General features: G+C 59.3%; 27 protein-coding genes. 8 read left to right on the top strand and 19 right to left on the bottom strand.

Features of this window, described 5'->3' with window-relative positions; translation table 11 throughout:
- The 15 genes from ACOTXL_RS16145 to ACOTXL_RS16075 all read right to left on the bottom strand — a co-directional run bounded on the left by ACOTXL_RS16145 (position 1) and on the right by ACOTXL_RS16075 (position 12,464).
- A complete protein-coding gene (locus ACOTXL_RS16145; RefSeq protein ID WP_003861246.1) occupies positions 1-579 on the bottom strand; it encodes a DUF3261 domain-containing protein in 579 nt (192 codons plus the stop codon).
- Positions 576-2,897, bottom strand: a complete 2,322-nt coding sequence (locus tag ACOTXL_RS16140) for an MMPL family transporter (RefSeq protein ID WP_045349880.1) — start codon at positions 2,895-2,897, stop codon at positions 576-578. The genes ACOTXL_RS16145 and ACOTXL_RS16140 overlap by 4 nt, the downstream gene beginning before the upstream one ends.
- Positions 2,866-3,471 (bottom strand): outer membrane lipoprotein carrier protein LolA, encoded by a 606-nt coding sequence (locus ACOTXL_RS16135; RefSeq protein ID WP_023314981.1) that lies wholly within the window; start codon positions 3,469-3,471, stop codon positions 2,866-2,868. The genes ACOTXL_RS16140 and ACOTXL_RS16135 overlap by 32 nt, the downstream gene beginning before the upstream one ends.
- Complete coding sequence (locus ACOTXL_RS16130; protein ID WP_003861252.1) at positions 3,468-3,890, bottom strand: acyl-CoA thioesterase; 423 nt, start codon at positions 3,888-3,890, stop codon at positions 3,468-3,470. The genes ACOTXL_RS16135 and ACOTXL_RS16130 overlap by 4 nt, the downstream gene beginning before the upstream one ends.
- 3 nt (positions 3,891-3,893) lie before the next feature.
- Positions 3,894-5,585 carry a glycosyltransferase family 2 protein gene (locus tag ACOTXL_RS16125; protein ID WP_045349879.1) on the bottom strand — a complete coding sequence of 564 codons (1,692 nt, stop codon included), beginning with the start codon at positions 5,583-5,585 and terminating at the stop codon, positions 3,894-3,896.
- Positions 5,576-5,926, bottom strand: a complete 351-nt coding sequence (locus tag ACOTXL_RS16120; RefSeq protein ID WP_003861256.1) for a hydroxymyristoyl-ACP dehydratase — start codon at positions 5,924-5,926, stop codon at positions 5,576-5,578. The genes ACOTXL_RS16125 and ACOTXL_RS16120 overlap by 10 nt, the downstream gene beginning before the upstream one ends.
- Positions 5,913-7,259, bottom strand: a complete 1,347-nt coding sequence (locus ACOTXL_RS16115; RefSeq protein ID WP_045349877.1) for an AMP-binding protein — start codon at positions 7,257-7,259, stop codon at positions 5,913-5,915. Before ACOTXL_RS16115 ends, ACOTXL_RS16120 begins: the two co-directional genes overlap by 14 nt.
- On the bottom strand, positions 7,252-7,851 hold the full coding sequence (locus ACOTXL_RS16110; protein ID WP_003861260.1) for a hypothetical protein: 600 nt from the start codon (positions 7,849-7,851) through the stop codon (positions 7,252-7,254). The genes ACOTXL_RS16115 and ACOTXL_RS16110 overlap by 8 nt, the downstream gene beginning before the upstream one ends.
- The gene (locus ACOTXL_RS16105) at positions 7,823-8,074 is read right to left on the bottom strand and encodes an acyl carrier protein (protein WP_003861262.1); all 252 of its coding nucleotides are present in this window, start codon (positions 8,072-8,074) and stop codon (positions 7,823-7,825) included. Before ACOTXL_RS16105 ends, ACOTXL_RS16110 begins: the two co-directional genes overlap by 29 nt.
- A gap of 11 nt (positions 8,075-8,085) precedes the next feature.
- Positions 8,086-8,343 (bottom strand): phosphopantetheine-binding protein, encoded by a 258-nt coding sequence (locus ACOTXL_RS16100; protein ID WP_003861263.1) that lies wholly within the window; start codon positions 8,341-8,343, stop codon positions 8,086-8,088.
- The gene (locus ACOTXL_RS16095) at positions 8,324-9,139 is read right to left on the bottom strand and encodes a lysophospholipid acyltransferase family protein (protein ID WP_045349876.1); all 816 of its coding nucleotides are present in this window, start codon (positions 9,137-9,139) and stop codon (positions 8,324-8,326) included. Before ACOTXL_RS16095 ends, ACOTXL_RS16100 begins: the two co-directional genes overlap by 20 nt.
- A complete protein-coding gene (locus ACOTXL_RS16090; RefSeq protein ID WP_017384119.1) occupies positions 9,136-9,858 on the bottom strand; it encodes a beta-ketoacyl synthase chain length factor in 723 nt (240 codons plus the stop codon). Before ACOTXL_RS16090 ends, ACOTXL_RS16095 begins: the two co-directional genes overlap by 4 nt.
- A 125-nt stretch (positions 9,859-9,983) precedes the next feature.
- Entirely contained in the window at positions 9,984-11,033 is a 1,050-nt protein-coding gene (locus ACOTXL_RS16085) for an AI-2E family transporter (RefSeq protein WP_003861270.1), read from the bottom strand.
- Positions 11,034-11,168: 135 nt separating this feature from the next.
- Positions 11,169-11,726, bottom strand: coding sequence for a DcrB family lipoprotein (locus tag ACOTXL_RS16080; RefSeq protein WP_045349874.1), 558 nt, complete (start codon positions 11,724-11,726; stop codon positions 11,169-11,171).
- Between the two features lie 72 nt (positions 11,727-11,798).
- Positions 11,799-12,464, bottom strand: coding sequence for a 7-cyano-7-deazaguanine/7-aminomethyl-7-deazaguanine transporter (locus ACOTXL_RS16075; protein ID WP_003861274.1), 666 nt, complete (start codon positions 12,462-12,464; stop codon positions 11,799-11,801).
- A gap of 169 nt (positions 12,465-12,633) precedes the next feature.
- Between ACOTXL_RS16075 and tusA the strand changes: the two genes are divergently transcribed.
- The 4 genes from tusA to ACOTXL_RS16055 all read left to right on the top strand — a co-directional run bounded on the left by tusA (position 12,634) and on the right by ACOTXL_RS16055 (position 15,901).
- Positions 12,634-12,876 carry a sulfurtransferase TusA gene (gene tusA / locus ACOTXL_RS16070; RefSeq protein ID WP_000130627.1) on the top strand — a complete coding sequence of 81 codons (243 nt, stop codon included), beginning with the start codon at positions 12,634-12,636 and terminating at the stop codon, positions 12,874-12,876.
- Positions 12,877-13,110: 234 nt separating this feature from the next.
- Complete coding sequence (locus ACOTXL_RS16065; protein WP_032103649.1) at positions 13,111-14,082, top strand: TRAP transporter substrate-binding protein; 972 nt, start codon at positions 13,111-13,113, stop codon at positions 14,080-14,082.
- A 12-nt stretch (positions 14,083-14,094) separates the two neighbouring features.
- Positions 14,095-14,604, top strand: a complete 510-nt coding sequence (locus ACOTXL_RS16060; protein ID WP_003861278.1) for a TRAP transporter small permease — start codon at positions 14,095-14,097, stop codon at positions 14,602-14,604.
- A gap of 10 nt (positions 14,605-14,614) precedes the next feature.
- Complete coding sequence (locus tag ACOTXL_RS16055) at positions 14,615-15,901, top strand: TRAP transporter large permease (RefSeq protein ID WP_003861280.1); 1,287 nt, start codon at positions 14,615-14,617, stop codon at positions 15,899-15,901.
- Between the two features lie 89 nt (positions 15,902-15,990).
- Here ACOTXL_RS16055 and zntA read toward each other — a convergent pair whose 3' ends face one another.
- Positions 15,991-18,162 (bottom strand): Zn(II)/Cd(II)/Pb(II) translocating P-type ATPase ZntA, encoded by a 2,172-nt coding sequence (zntA, locus tag ACOTXL_RS16050; RefSeq protein WP_045349872.1) that lies wholly within the window; start codon positions 18,160-18,162, stop codon positions 15,991-15,993.
- Positions 18,163-18,238: 76 nt separating this feature from the next.
- The gene (locus ACOTXL_RS16045; protein ID WP_003861515.1) at positions 18,239-18,865 is read right to left on the bottom strand and encodes a lysoplasmalogenase; all 627 of its coding nucleotides are present in this window, start codon (positions 18,863-18,865) and stop codon (positions 18,239-18,241) included.
- 129 nt (positions 18,866-18,994) lie between these two features.
- Here ACOTXL_RS16045 and ACOTXL_RS16040 point away from each other — a divergent pair, with 129 nt between their 5' ends.
- Positions 18,995-19,351, top strand: a complete 357-nt coding sequence (locus ACOTXL_RS16040) for a DUF2500 domain-containing protein (RefSeq protein WP_045349870.1) — start codon at positions 18,995-18,997, stop codon at positions 19,349-19,351.
- Between the two features lie 60 nt (positions 19,352-19,411).
- Here ACOTXL_RS16040 and ACOTXL_RS16035 read toward each other — a convergent pair whose 3' ends face one another.
- Positions 19,412-19,693, bottom strand: a complete 282-nt coding sequence (locus ACOTXL_RS16035; protein WP_022649670.1) for a DUF1145 family protein — start codon at positions 19,691-19,693, stop codon at positions 19,412-19,414.
- The gene (gene rsmD / locus ACOTXL_RS16030) at positions 19,677-20,279 is read right to left on the bottom strand and encodes a 16S rRNA (guanine(966)-N(2))-methyltransferase (RefSeq protein WP_023314975.1); all 603 of its coding nucleotides are present in this window, start codon (positions 20,277-20,279) and stop codon (positions 19,677-19,679) included. The genes ACOTXL_RS16035 and rsmD overlap by 17 nt, the downstream gene beginning before the upstream one ends.
- A gap of 127 nt (positions 20,280-20,406) precedes the next feature.
- Here rsmD and ftsY point away from each other — a divergent pair, with 127 nt between their 5' ends.
- From ftsY to ftsX, 3 genes are read left to right on the top strand one after another with little or no spacing between them, the layout of a single operon-like run.
- On the top strand, positions 20,407-21,867 hold the full coding sequence (ftsY, locus tag ACOTXL_RS16025; protein WP_045349868.1) for a signal recognition particle-docking protein FtsY: 1,461 nt from the start codon (positions 20,407-20,409) through the stop codon (positions 21,865-21,867).
- Positions 21,868-21,869: 2 nt separating this feature from the next.
- On the top strand, positions 21,870-22,535 hold the full coding sequence (gene ftsE, locus ACOTXL_RS16020) for a cell division ATP-binding protein FtsE (RefSeq protein ID WP_006812284.1): 666 nt from the start codon (positions 21,870-21,872) through the stop codon (positions 22,533-22,535).
- Positions 22,528-23,583, top strand: coding sequence for a permease-like cell division protein FtsX (gene ftsX, locus ACOTXL_RS16015; protein WP_003861527.1), 1,056 nt, complete (start codon positions 22,528-22,530; stop codon positions 23,581-23,583). Before ftsE ends, ftsX begins: the two co-directional genes overlap by 8 nt.
- Positions 23,584-23,703 lie beyond the last annotated feature (120 nt).

Here is a 23,703-nt window from a genome sequence, read left to right as displayed (position 1 = left end):
TCAGTCACCCAGATATTGAATGGTGATGTGGTAGTGAAAAGCGTGCTGCACAATGCTAATCGGTTCGCGCCTGCCGTTACGGTTCAGGTAGACAATTTCCGTGACCAGTTTGCCATCGGGGTTGCGCAGTTCGCGTCTGGTGTCAGTATCGTTCAGCGTCCAGCCTTTCGGCAACTGCGGCTGCCAGGCGCTGAGCGGCCAGTGGCTCAGCATCACGTCGGCCAGCACCTGGCTGGCGGGCGGCAGCTGCGGCATCACAACCGACTGCTCGGTGTGGATCCCGGTGTCGTCGTAGGTGGCGAGGAACAGGCGGATCCCGACGGAGGAGAGGCCGGCAAGCGTCACTTTATTTCCGTCGGCGTTCAGCATCACCAGCAGCGACTGGGTCTGGCCTTTAAAACTGCCGGTAAGCAACTGCTGCGCGCGGATGGCAGGCGTGATGCCCGGCGGGGGCAGCGTGACGCGGGTGCCGGGCTGGAGCCAGGCCTGAGGGCGCGCGTCATCGCGGTTCGTCGTATGGCTACACCCCGCCAGCAACAGGGCCATCATCACTGCCGCCAGGCGAATGAAACGGGTCATGGTAAGTTCTCTTTGTTAGACGGCATCGTCAGCGGGGCGAGCAGGAACGCGGTGAAGATACCGCTCACCAGCACAATGCCAAAGCTGCTGATGGCCTGAGTGGTGCTGAATACCAGCATCCCCAGCGTCAGCAGGGTGGTCATCATGGCGAGGGTAATCGCCAACATGGAGGTCAGCGGCGTGCCGCGCGGGTTGCTGAAAAACAGCGTGTAGTTGATGCCAATGCCGAGGACCAGCACCAGCGCCAGCATGGAAAACAGGTTCACCGGATGGCCCGTTATGGCCAGCGCCGCCAGCCCGCCGCCCAGCGACAGCACGGACGGCACCAGCGCCACCAGCCCTTTTCGCCAGCCGAGACGTAGCATCGCGCCGCCGGCAATCACCGCCAGCGCCACGCCCAGCAGCCCCGACAGCAGCGAGCGGTAGAGCGCAAACAGGCTGTCGAAGCTGGCCTTACGGTCAACCCAGACGACCCCGGGATGGCGGGTGGCCAGCTCACCGAGCGCGGCGCTGTTTCTGACGCCATCGACCGGGACCAGCACACCGCTTTTGCCGTCCGGCAACGTCAGCCACAGCAAACGCCAGCCCTCGCTGGCCGGGCTGGCGAGCCACGCTTCCACGCTGACAGGCATGGCGTTCAGGTTCGGAGGGACGGCATTCAGCCCCGTGCTTTGCAGCATTTTCGTCACCGTCGGCGCGGCGTTACGCAGAAGTTGCAGATCGCTGTTCTGCCGCGCCAGCGAGTTCAGCGGCAGGGTGCGCCAGCGGGTTAATTCTCCGGCTTTTTGCGCCTGCGCCAGCGCCGGGGTAAACGCCTCCAGCCGCTCCAGCGTTTCCTGAGCCGACGCGCCGTACACCAAGAACCATTTCTGATCGACATTTTGCCCGGTCAGGGCGGTGATGGTTTTTTCCTGCGCCAGAATGTCCTGCGGCAGCGCCTGAAGCCGGGCGATATCGTCATCCACCCGCAGGCTGGCGATCCCGATGGCGGAGAGCAGCGCCAGCGCTACCGGCAGCCCGACAGAGAGGGCTTTACCGTCGCGCCAGGCGTCCAGCCAGCGCTGCATTATCCGTCTCAGGGGGACCGGGCGGACCGGCATGCCACGGCACAACCACGGATGCCAGAACATTACCGTCAGGCACGAGGCGCTCAGTCCTGCGGCGGCGAACACCGCCATCTGACGAATGCCGGGGAAGGGGGCCAGCATCATGAAGAGATACGCCACGACGGTGGTCAGCAGCGCCAGCAGCAGCGCGTTACGCACTTTTGCCAGGCTTTGCCAGGGCGAGTGTTCCGCGCCGTGCACCATCCGCTCCGTGAGGTAGTAAATCGTATAGTCCGCCGAGATGCCGATAATGCTCATGCTCATCACCAGCGTCATCAGGTGCAGCTCACCGAACAGCAGGAGCGTCACGACCGTCCCCGCCAGCGCGCCGATGGCAATGGAGAGCAGGCTCAGCAGCAGCGGACGCACGGAGCGAAACACCGACACAATCAGCAGGATCACCCCGAGCACCGTGGCGACGCCAAGCGTGGAAATATCGTTTTTAGCCTGCTGGCTGGCGTAATCGCTGTAGAACACCGTCCCGCGCGAGAGCAGCTGCGCCTGTGGATACTGGCTTTTCAGCGTCTGCTGCAACGCGTTGAGGGTGGTCACCAGCTGGTGGGTTTGCTGCATGTCAAACGACGAGCCCGCCAGCTCGCCGTGTAGCAGATACCAGTAGTTCCCGGCCGCATCTTTTGTCACCAGCCAGCCGTCCATCAGCTGCATCTTCTGGCTGTTCTTCGCCAGCGCGAGCTGCGCGCCGCGCATCAGCATCAGCGGATCGTTTTGCAGCTCCTTGCCGCTCACGCCGGAAAAGGCGGAGTAGAGCTGGGACAGGATCCACTGAGCCTGCGCTTCACCGCCGTTTTGCAGGCGGGCGCGGGTGGCCGGATCGACCAGGCCATTGCGGTGCTGCCAGAAGAAATCTCCCCAGGCCTGTTGCCCGGCGGCATCCAGCGGACCTTTTACGACACTCAGCGCCTGGCTGCGTTGCAGCAGGGTTAACCACTGCTGCGCCACGCGCGGGTCCGGCTGTTTGCCGGGGCTGACCAGCCAGATGAGCTGGCGGTCGAGGCGCTGCATAAATCCGTCGTTGAGAGCGGGAGGGATCGCGCCGAGCGTCTGTTTCGGCAGCATGGCGAGCACGCTGCTGTTCAGCCGCGCGCCAGGCAGCAGCGACAGCAGCACGCCCAGCAGGATCAGGCATACCGCGGCCCACAGCAGCGCCGGGCGCAGGGCGTTACGGTGCGGCAAAGCGCTGGCGTTCTGCATCAGTCAGGCGGGCGGGCGTCAGTTGGTGGCGGGAGAGGGCGATATCCGTCGTGTCGCCCTGCTTATCGTTCAGGCGAATGGATTCCAGATAGATCGCGCCCTTCAAATCAAGGGTGGAGAAAATCTTGTCCAGCGGCGTGGTGACGGGCGTCAGCACCAGCGACCAGCGGCCTTCGCCCAGGTCTTTGAAATCGACGCGGAAGTTCTCTTCCAGTACCTTGCGGTCGGCCTGGAACAGCGCCCGCAGCAGATGGTTGAACTGAAACATCTGCGGGTTAGTGTCGGCGGTAATGGTCTGCGGCGACTGACCGTTGAAGATCTGCACCATCCGTTTGTCATCCAGCAGCAGCGTCATCGGGAACGGCGCTTTTTGATCCCACAGCAGGCCATTGTCACGGGCGATTAGCATCTCCCCCTGCGAGCGCAGGGGCTGAGGCATATCCTTGATCGTGCGGGTCTGTTCGAAGTGTGCGCGCACTACCGGTTGCTCCGCAAACCGCTGTTGCAGTTCATCCAGCGTGACCGCGTTCACCAGCGGGCTTACCAGCAGCGCGAGTAGCGTTATCCATTTCATGGCGCGATCCCCATGCGTTCGAACAGAATGGCCGGGCTGACAAAGCACATCTCCCGGCTTGCTTCTTCCACCGCCACCTGAATGGTGTAGCCGGTGGTGGTGCGTTTCCCGGTTTGCGCGTCGAAGATTTGATAGGCGATGCGCAGACGGTTTTCAACCTCTTCAATGTGGGCGCGGATGCGAATGCGCTGCTCGAAGGTCACCGCGTCGCGGTATTTCACCCGGGTATCCACCACCGGCCAGACGTAGCCGGACGCTTTCATCTGGCGATAGCCGTAATCAAACTGGTTGAGCAGCGCTTCGCGGGCAATCTCAAAGTAGCGGAAGTAGTTGCCGTGCCACACCACGCCCATCATATCGACGTCGTGGAACGGAACGGTGATTTCAACTTCAGCCGTAAAGCGGGGATCGGTCAGCACCCTTTACTCCTTCTCGTTGATCTCTGGCAGCTGCCAGAAATCGAAAAAATTAAACCAGTCGAGCGGCGACAAGAGCGCGTAATGCTCCAGCCGCTCCGCATAGCGGTCGACGGTCTGCTGTAGCGCCTGCTGGCGTTCGCCGCGCGGCAGCAGCAGCGGGTCGGCAAACGGCTCGCAGTGCAGGGTCAGCTTTCCCTGCTGACAGAGGGCAAAAATCAGCACCACCGGGCAGCGCAAAATGGACGCCAGGATAAACGGCCCCTGCGGGAACGGCGCGGGCTGGCCCATAAATTCGCTCCATATCACCCGCCAGCTACCGCCGCGCTGCGGGGTGACGGCAATGCGATCGCCCACGATCGCCACCCATTCGCCGCGATCCAGCTTCTCTTTGATGAGGATGGCGGTCTCCGGGCCAATGTCGGTGACCGGCATCAGGTGAATGCCCGCCTGCGGCGCCATCTCCTCCATCACCTGCTTAAAACGTCTGGCGTTGTCGCTAAAGACCAGCGCGTTGATGGTTTTCGCCCCTTCGCGCTGGGCCAGCGCCCGGCAGGCTTCCACATCGCCAAGATGCGACGCGAGCAGCAGTTTGCCCTGAGGATCGTCGAGCCCCAGCGCCTCCTGCGCGCCTGGCGCAAAGACCAGATCGCGATGGAGTTTCATTTCGCCGCGCCAGCTGGCCACTTTGTTCAGCATGGCATGACCGAAGCGCAGGAAGTGGGAAAAACTGTTAAGCCGCGCGGGTTGCGGCATTTGCCGCTGTGCCATCACCGTTTTAACCCGCGCCAGCCACTGCTGCGACGCCTGACGCGCAGCGCGGGCGGTTAGCCAGTAGACGGCCGTAACCGGCCATAGCAGGGCGGTAAACGCCTTACGCCCCAGCAGTTGCCAGACGCGCAGCATCAGGCGCATGCCCCATAATCCTTTCACCTCCTGCTGCTGCGCCCAGTGCTGCGAGCGGCGACGCATCAGCAGGGAAGGAATGCGCGGCAGCATGCCGAGAAACAGACGGGTATGCATCAACGAGATGCGCACGTTGTCTTTCAGGGCATCGAAATGGGATACCCCGTCCGGCGGATAGGTCACGCGGGTGGGCAGAAAATAGCTGGTGTTGCCCTGCCAGTAGAGGCGCACCATCACTTCGGTATCAAAATCCATTCGCCTGCCGAGCGGCGTGGTTGCTGCAAGGCGCAAAACCGGGGCTATAGGGTAAACGCGAAACCCGCACATGCTGTCTTTCAGTTGCAGGGAGAGGGTTTCAATCCAGACCCAGACGTGCGTTATCCAGCGGCCGTACAGGCGCGAACGGGGGATCGAGTCATCGTAAACGGGCTGCCCGGAAATGAGCGCATCGGGATGGCGTTCGGCCAGCGCCAGCAGTTTGGGGATGTCTTCGATAGCGTGCTGGCCGTCAGCGTCCACCTGAACGGCGTGGGTGAAGCCGCGATCGGCGCAGTCTTTCAGCCCCTGCATCATCGCCGCGCCTTTGCCGCTGTTTTCGGCCAGCCGCAGTAGCGTGACCTGCGGACGATCCGCCGCCAGCGCTTCAAGCGTGCGGCGCGTGGTTTCATCGCTGCCGTCGTCCACCACCAGACAGGGCAGATCGAAAGGCGCCAGGCGCGCCAGCACCGAAGCCATCATCGCCCCGTGGTTATAGCACGGGATCAGCACGCAGGGACGGAAGGTTACTGACATAAGCGAATCTTCCCGCTGCTGGCGGTGTGGCGCTCGTTACCCGCATGGCGCTGGTAGCTAAAGGTCAGCATCTCGCGTTCGGGCTGCCAGGCAAGGAGCAGCGTGACCGTATTCTCCGGCAACAGCGGGGCGGCGAACTTCACGTTCTGAATACTGTGAAAACGGTAGCCCGGCGCCAGCGCGGCAGCGTAATGCATTACCCAGTCGAGCTGGGCCACGCCCGGCAGCAGCGGCTGTACGGCGAAATGTCCCTTAAACCAGAGCAGGTCAGGATCAAGATAAAAGGTTATCTCCAGATGCTGTGGATCGGGCTGGAGGCGCCCGATTTCAGGGATCTTCATGAAACAACTCCTGTAGCTGCGCAGTCACGCGCTTGTTCATGCTGTTGACCGGGATTTCATCAACGATCCGCCAGTAGCGCGGCACGGCAACCGGTTCAAGCCATGGGCGAAGGGCGCATCGCCAGGCGAGCTCCTGCGCTTTTTTGCCCTGTTCGTGTTGCTGACGCACCGCTTCATTCAGCACCAGCAATACGCCAATGCCCTGACGCCCGCCGCGCGTCACCGTCAGCGCGGCGGCCTCGCGGATGCCGTCCAGCGCCAACAGGCGGCGCTCAATGTCATCGAGTGAAATACGTTTATCTTCAATTTTGACCACCCGACCGCGGCGTCCGACGAGGCTGAACTGCCCGTCAGCCGTGAAGTGCAGGATATCATCCAGCACGACCCCCTCCACCTCGGGGATCAGCGGCGACATCACGCGATCGCCGTGAAACGTCACGCCGGGGAAAGGCTGCCAGCGGGTGCTTTCCTCCTGACGGTAGCGCCAGGCCATTACGCCTGTTTCCGTGCTGCCGTATATTTCATCCGGCCAGACGTTGAGCCAGGCCTGAACCGCGGCGACCTCCTGCCAGGGCAGCGCGCCGCCAGCGGAGAAGAGCAGGTTGACGGGGGGCGGCGTCAGTGACGCGTCCAGCCGCTTGAGAAACGCCGGACTGCTGATGAAAAGATAGCGTTTATCGTCGGGAAGGGCAGAGAGCTGCTCGGCATAGTTGAGCAGGCTGGCGTGCAGCGGCAGGCCGAGCGCCAGGGGTAAGACGACACGAAACGTCAGGCCATACAGGTGGTGCAGCACCACGGAAGCCACAACGTGACAGCCCGCCAGACGCTCGCCAAAATGCGCCGCCAGAAGACGAGCCTCACGATCCAGGCTGACCACCGGCTTACTCACCCGCTGCGGCGTGCCGGTCGAGCCGGAGGTGTAAAGCTCGATCGTGCGCATCTCACCGATGGCAGGCAGCGATGAAAAGGGATGACCTGCCCGCTGAGCGGAAGCCACCCGCAGCTGTTGCCCCTGAAAATCGAGCGTGGTGTCGCTCAGGACACCGCTGAACAGCGCCCGCTGTTCGTTAAGCTGCGCCGCCCGGCTGTGCCCGGGGAGGACCGGCGTTTTACCCGCATGCAGCGTCGCCAGCAGCGCGACAATAAACAGATAGCCGTTTTCGATGCACAGCGCCCAGCGCTCGCCATCTTCACGACGCAGCGTGTCGACCAGCTGAGTGACGTCGTGGCGCAGATCGCCAAGCGTCCAGAGATGGTCGTCCTGCCAGGCGACAGGGGTGTCGTCAGGGCGGGGCGCACTGAGCCACTGGCTAAGCGGAAGAGGGTTAAGCATCGTTTTTCTTCACCCGTTGTCGCACCAGCCACTCGCCAGCCATCAGCGTGCCCATCAGGAGATAGGCAATCATCCCGTTCCACAGTGTCCACAGACGGATATCGGCATGTAATACGGTAAACAGCGCGATCGCCCCGTTGATAATAAAAAAGCCGCACCAGACCTGGGTAACCCGGCGCGTGTAACGTACCCCGACGGGGGAGAGGTCCGGTTCACGCAGGCGCGCCAGCCGTTCGACGACGGGCATTGCCGTCCACAGCGAACCGCCAAACACCACCAGCATCACCAGATTCACCACCACCGGATATAACAGCACCCACTGGTGCGCGTGCAGGACGTAGCTCGCCGCGCAAAGCGCTATGCCGGCCAGCGCCACGCTTACGAACAGATAACGCAGGGGGCCGCCCTGCCGACGGGCCTGGCAGACGCGCATCAGCAGCACCAGCGCCATCACGGGCAGTATCCCGTGCAGGCTATTATTCGCCAGCCCGAAGCCGATCAAAAACGGCCATGCCAGCAGCATCAGCCCCGTCAGGGCGGGAAGAACTGGAATCGAACGCACGTTACGCGTCGCGCTGAAGCTGTTCCACAACGTCCACGACGTCCTGCACCGTGCGCACCGCTTTGAAGGTTTCAGGCTTGATTTTATGGCCCGTTTTCTTTTGCAGGTGCACCACCATATCGACGGCATCAATGCTGTCGAGGTCCAGATCCTCGTAAAGACGTGCCTCAGGGGTAATATCCTCCGGGGCGATTTCAAACAGCGTAATAAGAAGCGCAGAGACTTCCTGATAAATCGTTTGTTGTTCTGTCATAGCGGTCATTCTCAGGCGCGTTGTTGATGGATAAAAGCCGCGAGCGTGGCAACGGAATAAAAGTGCTGACGCATCTCATCACTTTCGGCAGAAAGCACTACGCCGTACTGATTTTTTACCGCCAGCCCCAGCTCAAGGGCGTCGATTGAGTCCAGACCGAGGCCGTCGCCAAAGAGCGCGGCGTCTGTATCAATATCCTCTGGGGTAAGTTCTTCCAGATTCAGTGTAGAGATAATGAGATTCTTAATTTCAAGATAGAGCGCTTGCATCTTTCGTTCCTGACAAAGATTGAAGACCGGTTGTTAACTGATGCTGCATATGCCGGTTTAACTGCCTTGCTGCCAGCGCGGGTTCGTGCTGACTCGCATCATAAAAATCATGAATGTTGATGCGTTCGCGAACATCCACGGTGAAAACAGGTTTGTTGGGGGGCACGTTATACCAGCTGCTCTGTTTATCCAGCATCCGTTCGCTACAGTGGATCACCACCACGCGCACGGCGCTGTTGCAGCGAACGGCGATATTCGCCGCCCCACGTTGCAGGGTCATGACTTCCCCCACCCGGGTGCGGGTGCCTTCAGGGAAGATAAGCAGGGTGTCGCCCTGGGACAGACGCTGCTGGCTTGCGGCAAGCAGCGTGTCGGCTTCGCTGTTAATCAGATAGTCAGCCGCGCGGATCACGCCGCTGACGAACGGGTTACGCTGCAACGCGCTTTTCACCAGACAGTCGGTTTCGTTCATCACCGACGCCAGCAGAACGTAGTCCAGCAGCGAGGGATGATTCGCAATCACCAGACAGCCCCGCTCGGCGCGTAGAACGTCCAGGTTGTTGAAACGGTAATCCAGTACCCCTACACCGCGTACCACCGCGAGGAACAGGCGAAAACTGGCAGAAATAGTACGGCGTGCCAGGCGGCGACGTTGGGTGCGGTCGCGCTTGAAAATCAGCAGCAGGTTAAACCATACCAGCGACAGCGTCAGTCCGCCGAGGCCGAACAGGGCGAAGCACAATCCGGTCATCAGCATCCGCCATAACCGATCGAGGCGGGAACGTAACCCTCTCATTGGCGCGTCCATTGCCACAGCAGGCGCTCGCCCGGCAGGGTGAACTGGCGCTCGTCCCGCAGGTAATGGCGCAGGAACTGGAGGCTTTGCGGCAGCGCGGGCTCTTCAGGCGTGCGGTTGACGTGCGTTTCACAGCTGAGCGTATTTCCGGCTTCAATCACCAGCGCCAGCGCGTAGGGCCAGACGGGCATCTGCGGTGGCAACCCGGCGTGATAAAAATCAGGCAGCAGACCGTCGAAATCCACCAGCAATACGCGGGAGTATCCCGCATGCAGCAGGCTCAGCACGTCGCACAAGCTCTGCTGGAAGGTATCCATACCGGCGGAAACCGACGAAGAGACAACAGGCTGACGCGCGGCGATAGTGAGATTGCCGACCGCCGAGTTGTGTACCGACATGGCAAAATCGGTGGGGGAAACGGGCTGTTCTGCCGCCAGGGCCTGGAGAATACGGAAATTGCGCTCCAGCTCCCCATGACGGCTGCTGTAGACGACGGCATCGATGCGGTGTTTGCGCAGCATCATCAGGCCAAGATCGACGGCCAGCCTGCTGCCTGAATTCAGGCGGCGGGCGGTCATCATCGGCAGATCGGTCAGTTTCGCCAGCGGTGCAGCGGGATCGATGGCGTCAGACCGGCGTGACCATGCCTGCCATTCGTCGGCATCGCTGAGTCCTGGCGCTCTTGCCTGCCAGTCGATAAGGGTAAGTGTAAATTTCATCTACGCGCGTCCGCGATAAACCTGTTTCTGTGACTTTTTCTTCGCCAGCGCGATTTACTGCGCACATCGTACAATGTTGTCGTCGCGCTGGCGAATAAACGTCACTTTTGACCCTTTCCACCCGGTTATCCCGGCAAACGGCTTTTTGGCCGACCCGGACCCAGAAGAATGGCGAGTTTACTGCCTCCTTTCGTGGTTTCCATCCAGATTTTACAGACGCTGGTGAGCGGCACGGAGAGCAGCATGCCCACCGGACCCAGCAGCCATCCCCAGATCAGTAACGATAAAAACACCACCATCGTCGACATGCCCAGACGGTGGCCCATCATGCGTGGCTCAAGAATGTTACCCAGCACCATATGCACGACGAGGAACAGCGCCCCTACCAGCATGCACTCATAAAAACCGTTAAACAGGAACGCCTGGATCATCGGCGGAACGGCGGAAAGCACCGCGCCGATATTGGGTACGTAGTTCAGTAAAAACGCCAGCACGCCCCACATCAGCGCGAACTGCACGTCCAGCAGTACCAGCCCCAGCCAGACAATCACGCCGGTCCACAGGCTTAACAATGTTTTCAGCGCCAGATATTTGGACACGCCCTTCAGCGCGCGGTGCAAGCCGGCAATGTGGATCTGCGGATTGTTCAGGGCAAAACGCAGCTTATACGGCACGTGGCGCACTTCGAACAGCATAAACACCACCGTCATCACCAGCAGCAGAATGCTGGCCATTGCCCCGGAAAGCCCGGTCATCAACGTGGTGGCGTAGGTCATCACCTTCTCGGAATCCATCCGGCGCAGCATCCGTTCCGGTGAGATATGCAGATTCACGAACGGCAACATGCGCTGAAGATCGACCAGCTTGCGCGTCAGCTCTTTATTGTACTGCGGCAGCATGGTGGAAAATTCGCTCAGCGAGGCGGCGAGCACGCCGAACAGCGCCGTCAGGACAACCAGCATCACCATCACCACAATGGTAATCGCGACCGGGCGGCTGATGCCCCGGCGTAAAAACCATGTCACCAGCGGGTTGAGCACAATGGCGAAAAACAGCGCCAGCAGAAGCTGAACAATGATATCCGCCGCCGCGTGGATACCCGCAAGGATAACCACCAGGCAGGCAAGTTTTAATAAAATATGAAGTCCGGCTTTGTCGGGCGGGCTGGCAGTCATAAGAATTCCTTTTTCCGGGGGGCGTGTTAATTGTAGTGCGCCGGATGGGCTTCGTCTGGAGCGTTAGTCTGAAAGTCGTGGCAAAAAAATGGCCCCCGGCGCAAGCGACGGAGGCCACGGCATCCCGGTGAACGATTACTGGATCACGAGGGTGTTAATGATGTTTTCAGCGGCGGTCTGCGCTTTCTGCTGATTGTCTGCCGGCAGGGTGACCTGCATGGTCAGCAGTTTATTGTCCACCTTGCCGAGCACCACGGAGGAGTACGCGGTCTGGCCTTTGGCAGAGATGATGCTGTCCAGCTGTTGCAGCGTGTGGCCTTTCAGTTCAACAGACTTGTTGGTGACCACCTGAAGCTGCGGGTCGCGGCTGCGCTGCTGATCTTCCAGGCGTTTGGCCAGCACGCCCAGATCTTCGCTGGTATCGTCACCGACGATCACAATCACCGCTTTTTGGCCGGTGGCATCGGAATAGACGTGCATATTGTTCGCCTGGGTACCCAGCTTACCGCTCTGGTCGGTCATGTCCGCGGGCAGAGAGAAACTGAGTTTGCCATCCATCAGGCTCACCGGCTGACCGGTGGCGTTGCTTTCTGCTGACGCGCCCTGAGCAGGCGTTTTGGTGTCGCTGTTATCACAGGCTGCAAGGCCAACAACCAGCAGGCCAATCCCGACATATTTAACCAGATTGCGCATTGACTTCTTCCTTTCGATAAACGGCCATAACGGCTCATTCGTTCATCTTATCACAACTGATAAAGCGAACCCTTAACCTGCCTGCAATGCGGAGATTTCAGATTTATCTGCCAGCCTTTTTAGCAGCATATTCAACAGTACGCCGTACATCGGCAGGAAGAAGACCAGGCTAATAAGCACCTTAAAGGCGTAGTCCACCAGAGCGATTTCCATCCAGTGTTCTGCCATGAAGGCGTCCGGGCTGCGCCAGAAGGCGATGAAGAAGAAGGCCAGCGTATCGCTCACGTTACCGAACAGCGTGGAGGCCGTTGGCGCCATCCACCAGCGATGGTTCTGACGCAGGCGGTTAAACACGTGGACATCGAGGATCTGCCCCAGTGCATAGGCCATAAAGCTGGCGGTGGCAATACGCGCGACGAACAGGTTGAAGTGCGTCAGCGCTTCGAAGCCCTGCCAGCTTCCCATGTAAAACAGCGAGGAGATGGCGTAGGAGACAAACAGTGCCGGGATCATCACCGCAAAAATAATCCGCCGCGCCAGCGGTGCGCCAAAAATACGCACGGTTAAATCCGTCGCGAGGAAAATAAACGGGAAACTGAACGCGCCCCAGGTGGTATGGAAACCAAAAATGGAGATGGGGAGCTGTACCAGATAGTTACTGGAGATGATCACCAGCAGATGAAATAGCGAAAGCCAGAACAACGCCTTGACGCGCTGCGATTGTGTAAAGGAGTTCATATTGTACCTTTTTGATTAATATTTGGGGTGAGGGAACCCAATAAAGCCGCCGCATGATACTGCTTTGACGACACTTTGCAATGGCTAATTTTCACGCAATCGTTAACCTGGTTTGCATTGGCGATAGCGGGGCGTAAACTACAGCCGTTTTTACCTGAACGAGAAGAAAATGACCGACCTGTTTTCCAGCCCAGACCACACGCTTGATGCTCAGGGCCTCCGTTGCCCGGAGCCGGTAATGATGGTGCGTAAAACCGTCCGTAACATGCAGAGTGGCGAAACGCTGCTGATCGTCGCCGATGACCCGGCTACCACCCGTGATATCCCCGGCTTTTGTACCTTTATGGAACATGAGCTGGTGGCGCAGCAAACCGAGACCTTGCCGTACCGGTATTTGATTCGTAAGGGGTAAGTGCGGCCTGACGCCCGGCGGCGCTTCGCTTGCACGGGCCTACGGGTGTAGTAGGTCGGGTAAGGCGCAGCCGCCACCCGACAAGTACTCATCACAATTTCGAACCATCGTTTCAAAATTTCGCGCTTTTTGTGAGGCGCTTCACCCTCCCTTTTCCAGCCGTAGTCTAATTTTTAAGCGTCAAAAACTAAACCATCGTTTTAACGCTTATCTCACTACCCTGGAGTTGACTTAATGAAAACGACCCTCAAGCCGTTACTGGCCGCGCTGTGTCTGTCTGCTTTTGCCTGCACCGTTTCTGCCCAGACCATTAAAGCCGCCGATGTGCATCCCGAAGGCTACCCGAACGTGGTGGCGGTCCAGCACATGGGTGAAAAACTCAAACAACAAACCGATGGCAAGCTGGAGATTAAGGTCTTCCCCGGCGGCGTGCTGGGGGATGAAAAGCAGATGATTGAGCAGGCGCAGATGGGGGCGATCGACATGATCCGCGTCTCCATGGCACCGGTGGCTGCCATCCTGCCGGATATCGAAGTGTTTACCCTGCCCTACGTATTCCGCGATGAAGACCACATGCACAAGGTGATTGACGGGGATATCGGCAAGCAGATCGGCGACAAACTCACCGCCAACCCGAAATCGCGTCTGGTCTTCCTTGGCTGGATGGATTCCGGCACCCGCAACCTGATCACCAAAGAGCCGATCGTCAAACCGGACGATCTGAAAGGGAAGAAAATCCGCGTGCAGGGCAGCCCGGTGGCGCTGGCCACGCTGAAAGCGATGGGGGCGAACTCGGTGGCGATGGGCGTCAGCGAGGTTTACAGCGGCATGCAGACCGGGGTGATCGACGGCGCGGAGAACAACCCGCCAACCTTTATCGCCCACAACTATATGCCGGTCGCCAAAAACTACACGCTGAGCGGCCACTTCATCACCCCGGAAATGCTGCTCTACTCCAAAGTGAAATGGGACAAGCTCAGCGCTGACGAACAGCAAAAGATCCTGACGCTGGCCCGCGAAGCGCAGTTCGAGCAGCGCAAGCTGTGGAATGCGTATAACGACCAGGCGCTGGCGAAAATGAAGGCCGGCGGCGTGCAGTTCCACGACATCGATAAAACGGTGTTTATCAAGGCGACAGAGCCGGTGCGCGCGCAGTATGGCGATAAGCATCAGGATCTGATGAAAGCCATCGCTGACGTTCAGTAAGCCGGAGTACGTATGTCCGAACTCTACCTGAAGTGGATGGACCGTCTGTACCTGCTCGCCATGGTGGTGGCGGGTCTCTCGCTACTGGTGATGACGATTGTGATCCCCATTGGCATCTTCTCTCGCTATGTGCTCAATCGCGGCGAATCCTGGCCGGAGCCGATCGCCATTATCTGCATGGTGACGTTTACCTTTATCGGCGCGGCGGTGAGCTATCGCGCCGGGTCGCATATCGCGGTCAACATGCTCACCGACCGCCTGCCCGCGTCGCTGCAAAGAGTATGCGCGCGAGTGGTGGATCTGCTGATGCTGCTCATCTCCGGCCTGATGTGCTGGTACAGCTACTGGCTGTGCGTCGAGCTGTGGGAGCAGCCGGTGGCGGAGTTTCCGCTCCTGACCTCCGGCGAAAGCTATCTGCCGCTGCCTGTCGGGTCGGCCATTTTGATCCTGTTTGTGCTTGAACGCCTGCTGTTTGGCTCGCAGGAAAACCGTCCCGTCGTGCTGATCGGCAATCACAGTTAAGGGGTGAACAATGGATGCGTTTGTTTTGTTATTCACCCTCGCCATTTTGCTGGCGCTGGGGATGCCGGTGGCCTTCGCCGTCGGCTTAAGCGCCGTGGCGGGCGCGCTGTGGATTGACCTGCCGCTGGAGGCGCTGATGATCCAGATCACCAGTGGAGTGAATAAATTTACCCTGCTGGCGATCCCGTTCTTCATTCTTGCCGGGGCGATCATGGCGGAAGGGGGTATTGCCCGACGGCTGGTTAACTTCGCGTACGTTTTTGTCGGCTTTATTCGCGGCGGGCTGTCGCTGGTGAACATCGTGGCATCAACGTTCTTCGGCGCGATTTCCGGCTCGTCGGTGGCGGATACGGCGTCTATCGGCAGCGTGATGATCCCGGAGATGGAGAAGAAGGGCTATCCGCGCGAATACGCGGCGGCGGTGACGGCCAGCGGGTCGGTGCAGGCGATCCTGATCCCGCCCAGCCACAACTCGGTGATTTACTCCCTGGCGGCAGGGGGAACGGTTTCCATCGCCACGCTGTTTATCGCGGGCGTGCTGCCGGGCCTGCTGCTGGGCGTGAGCCTGATGGTGCTCTGCCTGTGCTTCGCCCGCAAGCGCGGCTATCCGAAGGGGGACAAAATCCCGTTCAGGCAGGCGCTGAAAATCATGCTCGATGCCCTGTGGGGGCTGATGACGGTGGTGATTATCCTCGGCGGGATCTTGTCCGGGATATTCACGGCGACCGAATCTGCCGCCGTGGCCTGCCTGTGGGCGTTTTTCGTCACTATGTTTATCTACCGCGACTATAAATGGAGCGAACTGCCGAAGCTGATGTGCCGCACGGTGAAAACCGTCACCATCGTGATGATTTTGATTGGCTTTGCCGCGGCGTTTGGCGCGGTAATGACCTACATGCAGCTGCCGATGCGCATCACCGAATTCTTCACGTCGCTCTCCGATAACAAATACGTGATCCTGATGTACCTCAATATCATGCTGCTGCTGATTGGCACGCTGATGGACATGGCGCCGATCATCCTGATCCTGACCCCGGTGCTGCTGCCGGTGACCAACTCGCTGGGGATCGACCCGGTGCATTTCGGGATGATCATGATGGTGAACCTGGGGATTGGGCTGATCACGCCGCCGGTCGGATCGGTGCTGTTTGTGGCGAGCGCGGTGAGTAAGCAGAAGATCGAGCACGTGGTGCGGGCGATGCTGCCGTTTTACGGTATGTTGCTGGTGGTGCTGGGGATGGTGACGTACATCCCGGCGATTTCATTGTGGTTGCCGGGGCTGCTAGGGATGCAGTGATGCGTGCGGCCTGATGCCCTCACCCCGGCCCTCTCCCGCGGGGAGAGGGGGCAAACACGAGAAACGGCAACCCGGTTGCCGTTTCACTTTTACCTTTGGCGCAACAGCCGCAACGCGTTCGCCGTAACCAGCACTGTCGCCCCCGTATCCGCCAGCACCGCCAGCCACAGTCCGGTCATGCCGAGCAGCGTGGTGACCAGGAAAATCCCCTTCAGACCCAGCGCAATGCCGATGTTCTGCCGAATATTGGCCCGCGTCGCCCGCGCAAGATCTATCATCTGCGCCAGCCCGGTCAGGCGGTTGTGCGTCAGCGCCGCGTCGGCGGTCTCCAGCGCCACGTCGGTGCCGCTGCCCATCGCAATGCCGATGGTGGAAGCTTTCATTGCCGGGGCATCGTTTATCCCGTCCCCGACCATCGCCAGCGGGGCGTTGCTGTTCAGCTCGGTTACCGCGCTGACTTTATCCGCAGGCAACAATCCGGCCTTAAACTCCATCCCCAGCTCACCGGCAATCGCCGCCGCCGCGCGCGGATTATCGCCGGTCAGGATCACACCCTGTACTCCCAGCCTGTGCAGCGCGTCGACGGCGTCTTTCGCATCGTCGCGCAGGGTGTCGCGCAGCGCCAGCATGCCCATCAGTACACCGTCCTGCATCACGGCAACGACCGTCTGCCCGGCCTGCTCTAATGCCTCAACCTGTGGATTCGGGAACGCGCCTGCCGAGGCGATCAACACTTTTTTGCCTTCGACCACAGCTTCAATCCCTGACCCGACCAGCGCTCGCTGGGCGGTTGCCGGAGGGATGTTCAGCCCGCGCGACTGCGCTTCTCGCACAATCGCCTGCGCCAGCGGGTGAGTGGAGCCCTGCTCCACGGCAGCGGCCAGCGTCAGCAGGGCGTCTTCACTGATGTCCTGCGGATACACGCCGGTCACCTGCGGCTTGCCGACGGTCAGCGTGCCGGTTTTATCGAAGGCGATGTGCTGAACCTGGCTCAGCTGTTCCAGCGCCGCGCCGCCCTTAATCAGCGCCCCGCGACGTGCCGCCGCCGCCAGCCCTGAGGTAATCGCCGCCGGGGTGGAGATCACCAGCGCACACGGACAGCCGATCAGCAGCAGCGTCAGCCCTTTGTAAATCCAGCCCTCCCACGGCGCGCCGAAGCACAGCGGCGGGACGACGGTGACCAGCAGCGCCACCAGCATGATGGCGGGGGTGTAAATCCGGCTGAAGCGATCGATAAAGCGTTCTACCGGCGCGCGGCGCTCCTCGGCCTCTTCAATCAGCCTGAGGATGCGGTCGATGGCGCTGTCGCCCGGTTCGGAAAGGACCGTCAACTGCACCAGTCGGTCGACGCTGGTGGCGCCCGCAGGCACCTTTTCACCCGCCGCGCGCGCTACCGGGATGGATTCTCCGGTCAGGGCACTTTCGTCAAAACTTGCGGTGGCAGTAACGAGGGCCCCATCGGCTGGCAGGCGTCCGCCTGCGGGCACTTCAATCACGTCGCCCGGGCGCAGGGTGTTGATGGCGACCGTTTCACGCTGACCATCAATAACCCGCGTGGCGGTTTCCGGCTTCAGCGCCATCAGCGCGCTCACCCCTTTACGCGCCCGGCTCGCCGCCCAGCCCTCAAGGCGTTCGCCAATTAAGAACAGCAGCAGCACCATCGCCGCTTCCGCCGTCGCGCCAATAAACAGCGCCCCGATAGCCGCCACGCTCATCAGCGTTTCGATGGCAAACCAGCTGCCGCTTCTCATCAGACGCAGCGCCTGACGCGCAATCGGGAACAGGCCAACCAGCGTGGTGGCGATAAACGCCAGGTTGCCGAATGGGTGGTTGATCTGCTCCAGCCCCCAGCTCAGGGCCATCATGATGATGAGGGTGATAAGGGGCAGATTTTCTTTTAGCGGGGACGTTTTTTCTGCGGGCGCCGTTTCGCTGCGCAGGGTATAACCCGCTTTGCTGACGGCGGCTTCAACCTGTCTGCTGACGTCGTTTTCGGCGCTGACCAGCAGCTTTTCGGTAGCGAACAGCACCTGAACGTGATTCACGCCTGGCACCTGCTTCACCGCATTTTCCACTTTGCGGGCGCAGGCCGCGCAGTCCATGCCGTTGACCACCCAACTGTAGCGGTTGCCGCTTTCAGGCAGCGCTTCGGTCTGGGTTTCGCACGCGCCCTCGCAGCAGCAGTCCTCTTTTGGCGGAACCGGGCTGAGCTTAAGTGCCGAGAATTGGGGAACTTTTTTAGGTGTTTCTGGAGTCGACATGGCAGTCTCCGGTAATGATAATTTTCTCATTAACCGCAGCATACACTCTGGAGTCGACTCCAGAGTCAAGCGTTATTTAGATATACAGCGAACGCACAATCAGGAAGTGTCCGGCAAAGTAACAGGCGGCGGAAATCGCATTATCCGCCCGGAAGCGGCGACGATAGTGGCTGCCCAGCCAGACGATATTACCCAACAGCAACAGTGCGGCACCGAAGAACGCAGACATTGCAGGCGCCGTCGGACGGAAGAACCACAGCTCGCCCGCCAGCCACACCATCACCAGCGTCATAGCGATAAACGTACAGACCGGCAGACGCATCTCTTCCAGACGCGACCAGATCACCGCGATCAGCAGGGCGCCAATCACCAGCAGCACCAGCGGCAGCGGCCAGAAGAAGGAGAGCGTCATCTGGCTGGCAAAGTAGATGGTATAGAGCAGATGTGACAGGAAGAACGCCCCCACGGCGTACAGCAGGCGCTGACGCGGCAGCAAGGTTAAGGCATCGCCAATCAGGGAAGCACACAGCCCCGCGAGGACAAGATAGCTAACGGCGTTAAACATCGGGGCCTGCCAGGCAAGCAACAGCAGGAGTAATAGCGTGACGGGTTTAAATAACCAGCGCTGCCAGGCTGGGCCACGGTAGGACGCATCGACGTAAAGCCATGCGGAAAAACAGACAGCGATAAATGACCAAAGCATATTAACTCCCTGTAACTGTTGAGGCTGAATGATCAGTTCCTGATCCAGTGTAGTGACGCGAGCGGGCGTTTGGCAATGCCGGGGCAGGCGAGGTATCCTGAATTCCGCATAATCTGATGGGATTTTTCAATGAGCAAGATGCCGCTGTTTTTCATTATCGTGGTGGCGATTATCGTCATTGCCGCCTCGTTCCGCTTCGTGCAGCAGCGCCGCGAGAAGGCGGATAACGATGCCGCGCCGCTGATGCAAAAGCGTGTGGTGGTGACGAACAAACGCGAAAAGCCGCTCAACGACCGCCGCTCGCGCCAGCAGCAGGTGACGCCTGCGGGCACAGCGATGCGTTATGAAGCGAGCTTTAAGCCGGAAACCGGCGGGCTGGAGATGACCTTCCGCCTGGAGGCGCAGCAGTACCATCAGCTGACGGTGGGAGAGAAAGGCACGTTGAGCTATAAAGGGTCGCGTTTTGTAGGTTTTAGGGCTGAATAATGCACGATCGGTCCCCTCTCCCAGTGGGAGAGGGTTAGGGTGAGGGCATCACACCGCACCTTACTTCTTCACCTGCGCCTTAAACTTCTTCATCCACACCAGCAGCTCAAATACGCCGAAAATAAACACCCGCAGCTGCTGCCAGCCGGTCATCGGTGGGCTATCTTTCGGCAGTCCGTTTTTCAGCATCACCATCTGTAAGGCATGCATGAACGCGGTAAAAATCAGCGCCACGTTAATGAAGATATTCAGCGGACGCGGGAACGGGTGCACCAGATTCAAAATCAAAAATGCCCAGACGCCCAGCATCAGCAAGCGCCCTACGTTAATCAGTACTGGCATCGGATCCTCCTTGTGCCTGACGGTGATACAGACGATAAGCCACCTGGCCGGCGACCTTCTCGCGGTGCAGATCCCAATGAACGGGAACGGACGGCAGACCATTTTCCACTTCGCTTTCAACGTAAATCAGCGCGTCGTCCGCCAGCCAGCCATTTTGCTCCAGCAGGGATAGCGTCTCTTCCAGCAGCCCTTTACGGAACGGCGGGTCAACAAAAACCACGTTGTACGGCGTCCCCTGTTGGGCGAGGAAGCTCAGCGTGTTGGTATTCACCACTTTGGCGTTGGTTGCCTTCAGCGTAGCCAAATTTTGCTGCAACGTCTGCGCGACGCCGCGCTCCATCTCCAGCAGCGTGGCGCTGGCAGCATAGCGCGACAGCGCTTCCAGCCCTAATGCACCGCTTCCGGCGAAGCAGTCCAGGCAGTTGGCGTCTACCATAGACGGGGCGAGCCAGTTAAACAGCGTCTCGCGAACGCGGTCCGTGGTGGGGCGTAAACCGGGGCTGTCCGGCACCGGTAATTTCCGGCCTCGCCACTGACCGCCGATAATGCGAATTTGACCGGCCGGGGCGCGGGTGGGTTTCTTCATCTCAGGAAAGCTCTGTTAACCATAGCCCTGCGATTGCGGGCGGTGATGTCAATTAAGTAAAGTGTTAGACTATTTCATCATTTTTTTAGCTTCCCTGTATATAGCGCCGCGAGGAGTGTAGTCGCAGATGGCAAAACAAAAAAAACGTGGCTTCTTTTCCTGGTTGGGTTTCGGTGAAAAAGAGCAAGAAACAGAACAGAAAACCGAAGAACAGCAGGTTGTAGAAGAGCAGTCACAGCCTGAAACGCCTGTCGAAACCGCTGCGGTTGTCGAAGCGGAAGAGCCAGCCCACAGCAAAGAAGAGATTGAATCTTTTGCCGAAGAGGTGGTTGAGGTTACTGAACAGGTTCAGGAGAGCGAAAAACCAGAGCCGGCTATCGTTGAAACCCTTACCGAAGCGCCGCAGGCCGCTATCGAACACGAAGCGCTGCCGCTGCCGGAAGAGGTTAAAGCTGAAGAGGTTTCTGCCGAAGAGTGGCAGGCCGAAGCGGAAACCGTTGAAATTGTTGAGGCGGTGGAAGAAGAAGCGGTCCTTGAGCCAGAGCTGACCGACGAAGAGCTGGAAGCTCAGGCGCTGGCGGCGGAAGCGGCTGAAGAAGCGGTCATCGTCGTGCCGGTGGAAGAGCAGGCCGAAGAAGAGATCGTTCAGGAGCAGGAAAAACCGACCAAAGAAGGTTTCTTCGCGCGCCTGAAACGCAGCCTGCTCAAAACCAAAGAAAACTTAGGTTCCGGATTTATCAGTCTGTTCCGCGGCAAAAAGATCGACGACGATCTGTTTGAGGAGCTGGAAGAGCAGCTGCTGATTGCGGACGTGGGCGTGGAAACCACCCGGAAGATCATCGCCAACCTGACCGAAGGGGCGAGCCGCAAACAGCTGCGCGACGCCGAGGCGCTGTACGGCCTGCTGAAAGACGAGATGGGTGAAATTCTCGCAAAAGTTGACGAACCGCTTAATATTGAAGGCAAAATGCCGTTTGTTATCCTGATGGTTGGCGTCAACGGCGTGGGTAAAACTACCACCATCGGCAAGCTGGCGCGCCAGTTTGAGCAGCAGGGCAAATCGGTGATGCTGGCGGCGGGCGATACCTTCCGTGCGGCAGCGGTGGAACAGCTCCAGGTGTGGGGCCAGCGCAACAATATTCCGGTCATTGCTCAGCACACCGGCGCGGATTCCGCGTCCGTGATTTTCGATGCCATCCAGGCGGCGAAGTCGCGTAACGTGGACGTGCTGATTGCGGATACCGCGGGGCGTTTGCAGAACAAATCGCACCTGATGGAAGAGCTGAAGAAAATCGTTCGCGTCATGAAGAAGCTGGACGAAGATGCACCGCATGAAATTATGCTGACTATCGACGCCAGCACCGGACAGAACGCCATCAGCCAGGCGAAGCTGTTCCATGAAGCGGTAGGACTGACCGGGATCACGCTGACCAAGCTGGACGGCACCGCGAAAGGCGGGGTGATCTTCTCCGTGGCCGACCAGTTCGGCATTCCTATCCGTTACATCGGTGTGGGCGAGCGTATTGAGGATTTACGTCCGTTTAAAGCGGACGACTTTATTGAGGCACTATTTGCCCGAGAGGACTAACAATGATTCGCTTTGAACACGTCAGCAAGGCCTATCTCGGCGGGAGACAAGCGCTACAGGGGGTGACATTCCACCTCCAGCCAGGCGAGATGGCATTCCTGACCGGCCATTCCGGCGCGGGGAAAAGTACCCTGCTCAAGCTGATCTGTGGGATCGAGCGGCCAAGCGCCGGGAAAATCTGGTTCAGCGGCCATGAAATTAGCCGTCTTAAGAACCGTGAAGTGCCGTTCCTGCGTCGTCAGATTGGCATGATTTTCCAGGATCACCACCTGCTGATGGATCGCACGGTTTTCGATAACGTCGCGATCCCGCTGATTATTGCCGGCGCCAGTTACGATGATATCCGCCGTCGCGTTTCGGCGGCGCTGGATAAGGTCGGGCTGCTGGACAAAGCGAAGAACTTCCCGATCCAGCTCTCCGGCGGTGAGCAGCAGCGCGTGGGTATCGCCCGTGCGGTGGTGAACAAGCCTGCCGTTTTGCTGGCGGATGAACCGACCGGTAACCTGGACGATGCCCTCTCTGAAGGGATCCTGCGTCTGTTTGAGGAATTTAACCGCGTGGGGGTCACGGTACTGATGGCGACGCACGACATGGGGCTGATCTCCCGCCGTTCGTACCGCATGCTGACCCTGAGCGACGGGCATTTGCACGGAGGCCACGGTGAATAAGCGTGATGCAATGAACCAGATTCGGCAGTTCAGCAACCGGTTTGACCGTTTCCGCAAGCCTCAGGGCGGTGGTGACGGCAATCGCAATGCGCCTAAGCGTGCCAAAGCGACACCGAAACCGAACTCCCGCAAAACCAACGTCTTTAACGAGCAGGTGCGGTATGCCTTCCAGGGCGCGTTGCAGGATCTGAAAAGCAAACCGCTGGCGACGTTCCTGACGGTGATGGTGATTGCCATCTCCCTGACGCTGCCCAGCGTCTGCTACATGGTTTACAAAAACGTAAACCAGGCGGCGTCCCAGTACTATCCGTCGCCGCAGATCACCGTTTATCTGGATAAAGCCCTCGACGATAACGCGGCGGCTCAGGTGGTGGGGCAGATTCAGGCCGAGCAGGGCGTGGAGAAGGTGAACTATCTTTCCCGCGATGAAGCGCTGGGTGAGTTCCGCAACTGGTCCGGATTCGGCGGCGCGCTGGATATGCTTGAAGAGAACCCGCTGCCCGCGGTGGCGGTGGTGATCCCGAAACTCGATTTCCAGGGCACGGATTCGCTCAACACCCTGCGCGACCGCATTACCCGCATTAACGGGATTGATGAAGTGCGCATGGACGACAGCTGGTTTGCCCGTCTTGCCGCCCTGACCGGGCTGGTAGGACGCGTGTCGGCGATGATCGGCGTGCTGATGGTGGCGGCGGTGTTCCTCGTCATCGGTAACAGCGTGCGCCTGAGCATCTTCGCCCGTCGCGATACCATCAACGTGCAGAAACTGATTGGCGCAACGGATGGTTTCATCCTCCGCCCGTTCCTTTACGGCGGCGCGTTATTAGGTTTTTCTGGTGCATTTCTTTCATTAATATTGTCAGAAATTTTGGTGATGCGGCTGTCGTCAGCAGTCACCGAGGTGGCGCAGGTTTTCGGAACTAAGTTTGATATCAGTGGTTTAGGTTTCGATGAGTGCCTGCTGTTACTGCTGGTGTGCTCCATGATCGGCTGGGTGGCGGCATGGCTGGCAACGGTTCAACATTTACGCCACTTTACTCCCGACTAATAAAAGCGTGATATAATCTTTCCCTGCACCGAGATGTTCGCTTGCAGGGAAAGCGTCCCTGTTGTCTCTTCCCCTGTAATCATCTTCATGTCACATTTTGTGCGTAATTTATTCACTGTT

Origin of the sequence: Enterobacter cloacae complex sp. IR5402, assembly GCF_049238125.1 — a bacterium.
In the GTDB taxonomy this organism is placed as follows: Bacteria; Pseudomonadota; Gammaproteobacteria; order Enterobacterales; family Enterobacteriaceae; genus Enterobacter; species Enterobacter hormaechei_C.
Note: the sequence above shows the minus strand (reverse complement) of the source record. Positions and strands in the feature narration are given on the sequence as shown.

Excerpts from the sequence above, each read along its gene's own strand:
- zntA (WP_045349872.1), bottom strand. The coding sequence starts at position 18,162 with ATGTCGACTCCAGAAACACCTAAAAAAGTTCCCCAATTCTCGGCACTT.
- ACOTXL_RS16135 (WP_023314981.1), bottom strand. The coding sequence starts at position 3,471 with ATGAAATGGATAACGCTACTCGCGCTGCTGGTAAGCCCGCTGGTGAAC.
- ACOTXL_RS16045 (WP_003861515.1), bottom strand. The coding sequence starts at position 18,865 with ATGCTTTGGTCATTTATCGCTGTCTGTTTTTCCGCATGGCTTTACGTC.
- ACOTXL_RS16120 (WP_003861256.1), bottom strand. The coding sequence starts at position 5,926 with ATGAAGATCCCTGAAATCGGGCGCCTCCAGCCCGATCCACAGCATCTG.
- ACOTXL_RS16125 (WP_045349879.1), bottom strand. The coding sequence starts at position 5,585 with ATGTCAGTAACCTTCCGTCCCTGCGTGCTGATCCCGTGCTATAACCAC.
- ACOTXL_RS16145 (WP_003861246.1), bottom strand. The coding sequence starts at position 579 with ATGACCCGTTTCATTCGCCTGGCGGCAGTGATGATGGCCCTGTTGCTG.
- ACOTXL_RS16100 (WP_003861263.1), bottom strand. The coding sequence starts at position 8,343 with ATGCAAGCGCTCTATCTTGAAATTAAGAATCTCATTATCTCTACACTG.
- ftsY (WP_045349868.1), top strand. The coding sequence starts at position 20,407 with ATGGCAAAACAAAAAAAACGTGGCTTCTTTTCCTGGTTGGGTTTCGGT.
- rsmD (WP_023314975.1), bottom strand. The coding sequence starts at position 20,279 with ATGAAGAAACCCACCCGCGCCCCGGCCGGTCAAATTCGCATTATCGGC.
- ACOTXL_RS16140 (WP_045349880.1), bottom strand. The coding sequence starts at position 2,897 with ATGCAGAACGCCAGCGCTTTGCCGCACCGTAACGCCCTGCGCCCGGCG.
- ACOTXL_RS16040 (WP_045349870.1), top strand. The coding sequence starts at position 18,995 with ATGAGCAAGATGCCGCTGTTTTTCATTATCGTGGTGGCGATTATCGTC.
- ACOTXL_RS16080 (WP_045349874.1), bottom strand. The coding sequence starts at position 11,726 with ATGCGCAATCTGGTTAAATATGTCGGGATTGGCCTGCTGGTTGTTGGC.
- ACOTXL_RS16060 (WP_003861278.1), top strand. The coding sequence starts at position 14,095 with ATGTCCGAACTCTACCTGAAGTGGATGGACCGTCTGTACCTGCTCGCC.
- ACOTXL_RS16055 (WP_003861280.1), top strand. The coding sequence starts at position 14,615 with ATGGATGCGTTTGTTTTGTTATTCACCCTCGCCATTTTGCTGGCGCTG.
- ACOTXL_RS16085 (WP_003861270.1), bottom strand. The coding sequence starts at position 11,033 with ATGACTGCCAGCCCGCCCGACAAAGCCGGACTTCATATTTTATTAAAA.
- ACOTXL_RS16075 (WP_003861274.1), bottom strand. The coding sequence starts at position 12,464 with ATGAACTCCTTTACACAATCGCAGCGCGTCAAGGCGTTGTTCTGGCTT.
- ACOTXL_RS16095 (WP_045349876.1), bottom strand. The coding sequence starts at position 9,139 with ATGAGAGGGTTACGTTCCCGCCTCGATCGGTTATGGCGGATGCTGATG.
- tusA (WP_000130627.1), top strand. The coding sequence starts at position 12,634 with ATGACCGACCTGTTTTCCAGCCCAGACCACACGCTTGATGCTCAGGGC.
- ACOTXL_RS16105 (WP_003861262.1), bottom strand. The coding sequence starts at position 8,074 with ATGACAGAACAACAAACGATTTATCAGGAAGTCTCTGCGCTTCTTATT.
- ACOTXL_RS16115 (WP_045349877.1), bottom strand. The coding sequence starts at position 7,259 with ATGCTTAACCCTCTTCCGCTTAGCCAGTGGCTCAGTGCGCCCCGCCCT.
- ACOTXL_RS16035 (WP_022649670.1), bottom strand. The coding sequence starts at position 19,693 with ATGCCAGTACTGATTAACGTAGGGCGCTTGCTGATGCTGGGCGTCTGG.
- ACOTXL_RS16090 (WP_017384119.1), bottom strand. The coding sequence starts at position 9,858 with ATGAAATTTACACTTACCCTTATCGACTGGCAGGCAAGAGCGCCAGGA.
- ftsE (WP_006812284.1), top strand. The coding sequence starts at position 21,870 with ATGATTCGCTTTGAACACGTCAGCAAGGCCTATCTCGGCGGGAGACAA.
- ACOTXL_RS16065 (WP_032103649.1), top strand. The coding sequence starts at position 13,111 with ATGAAAACGACCCTCAAGCCGTTACTGGCCGCGCTGTGTCTGTCTGCT.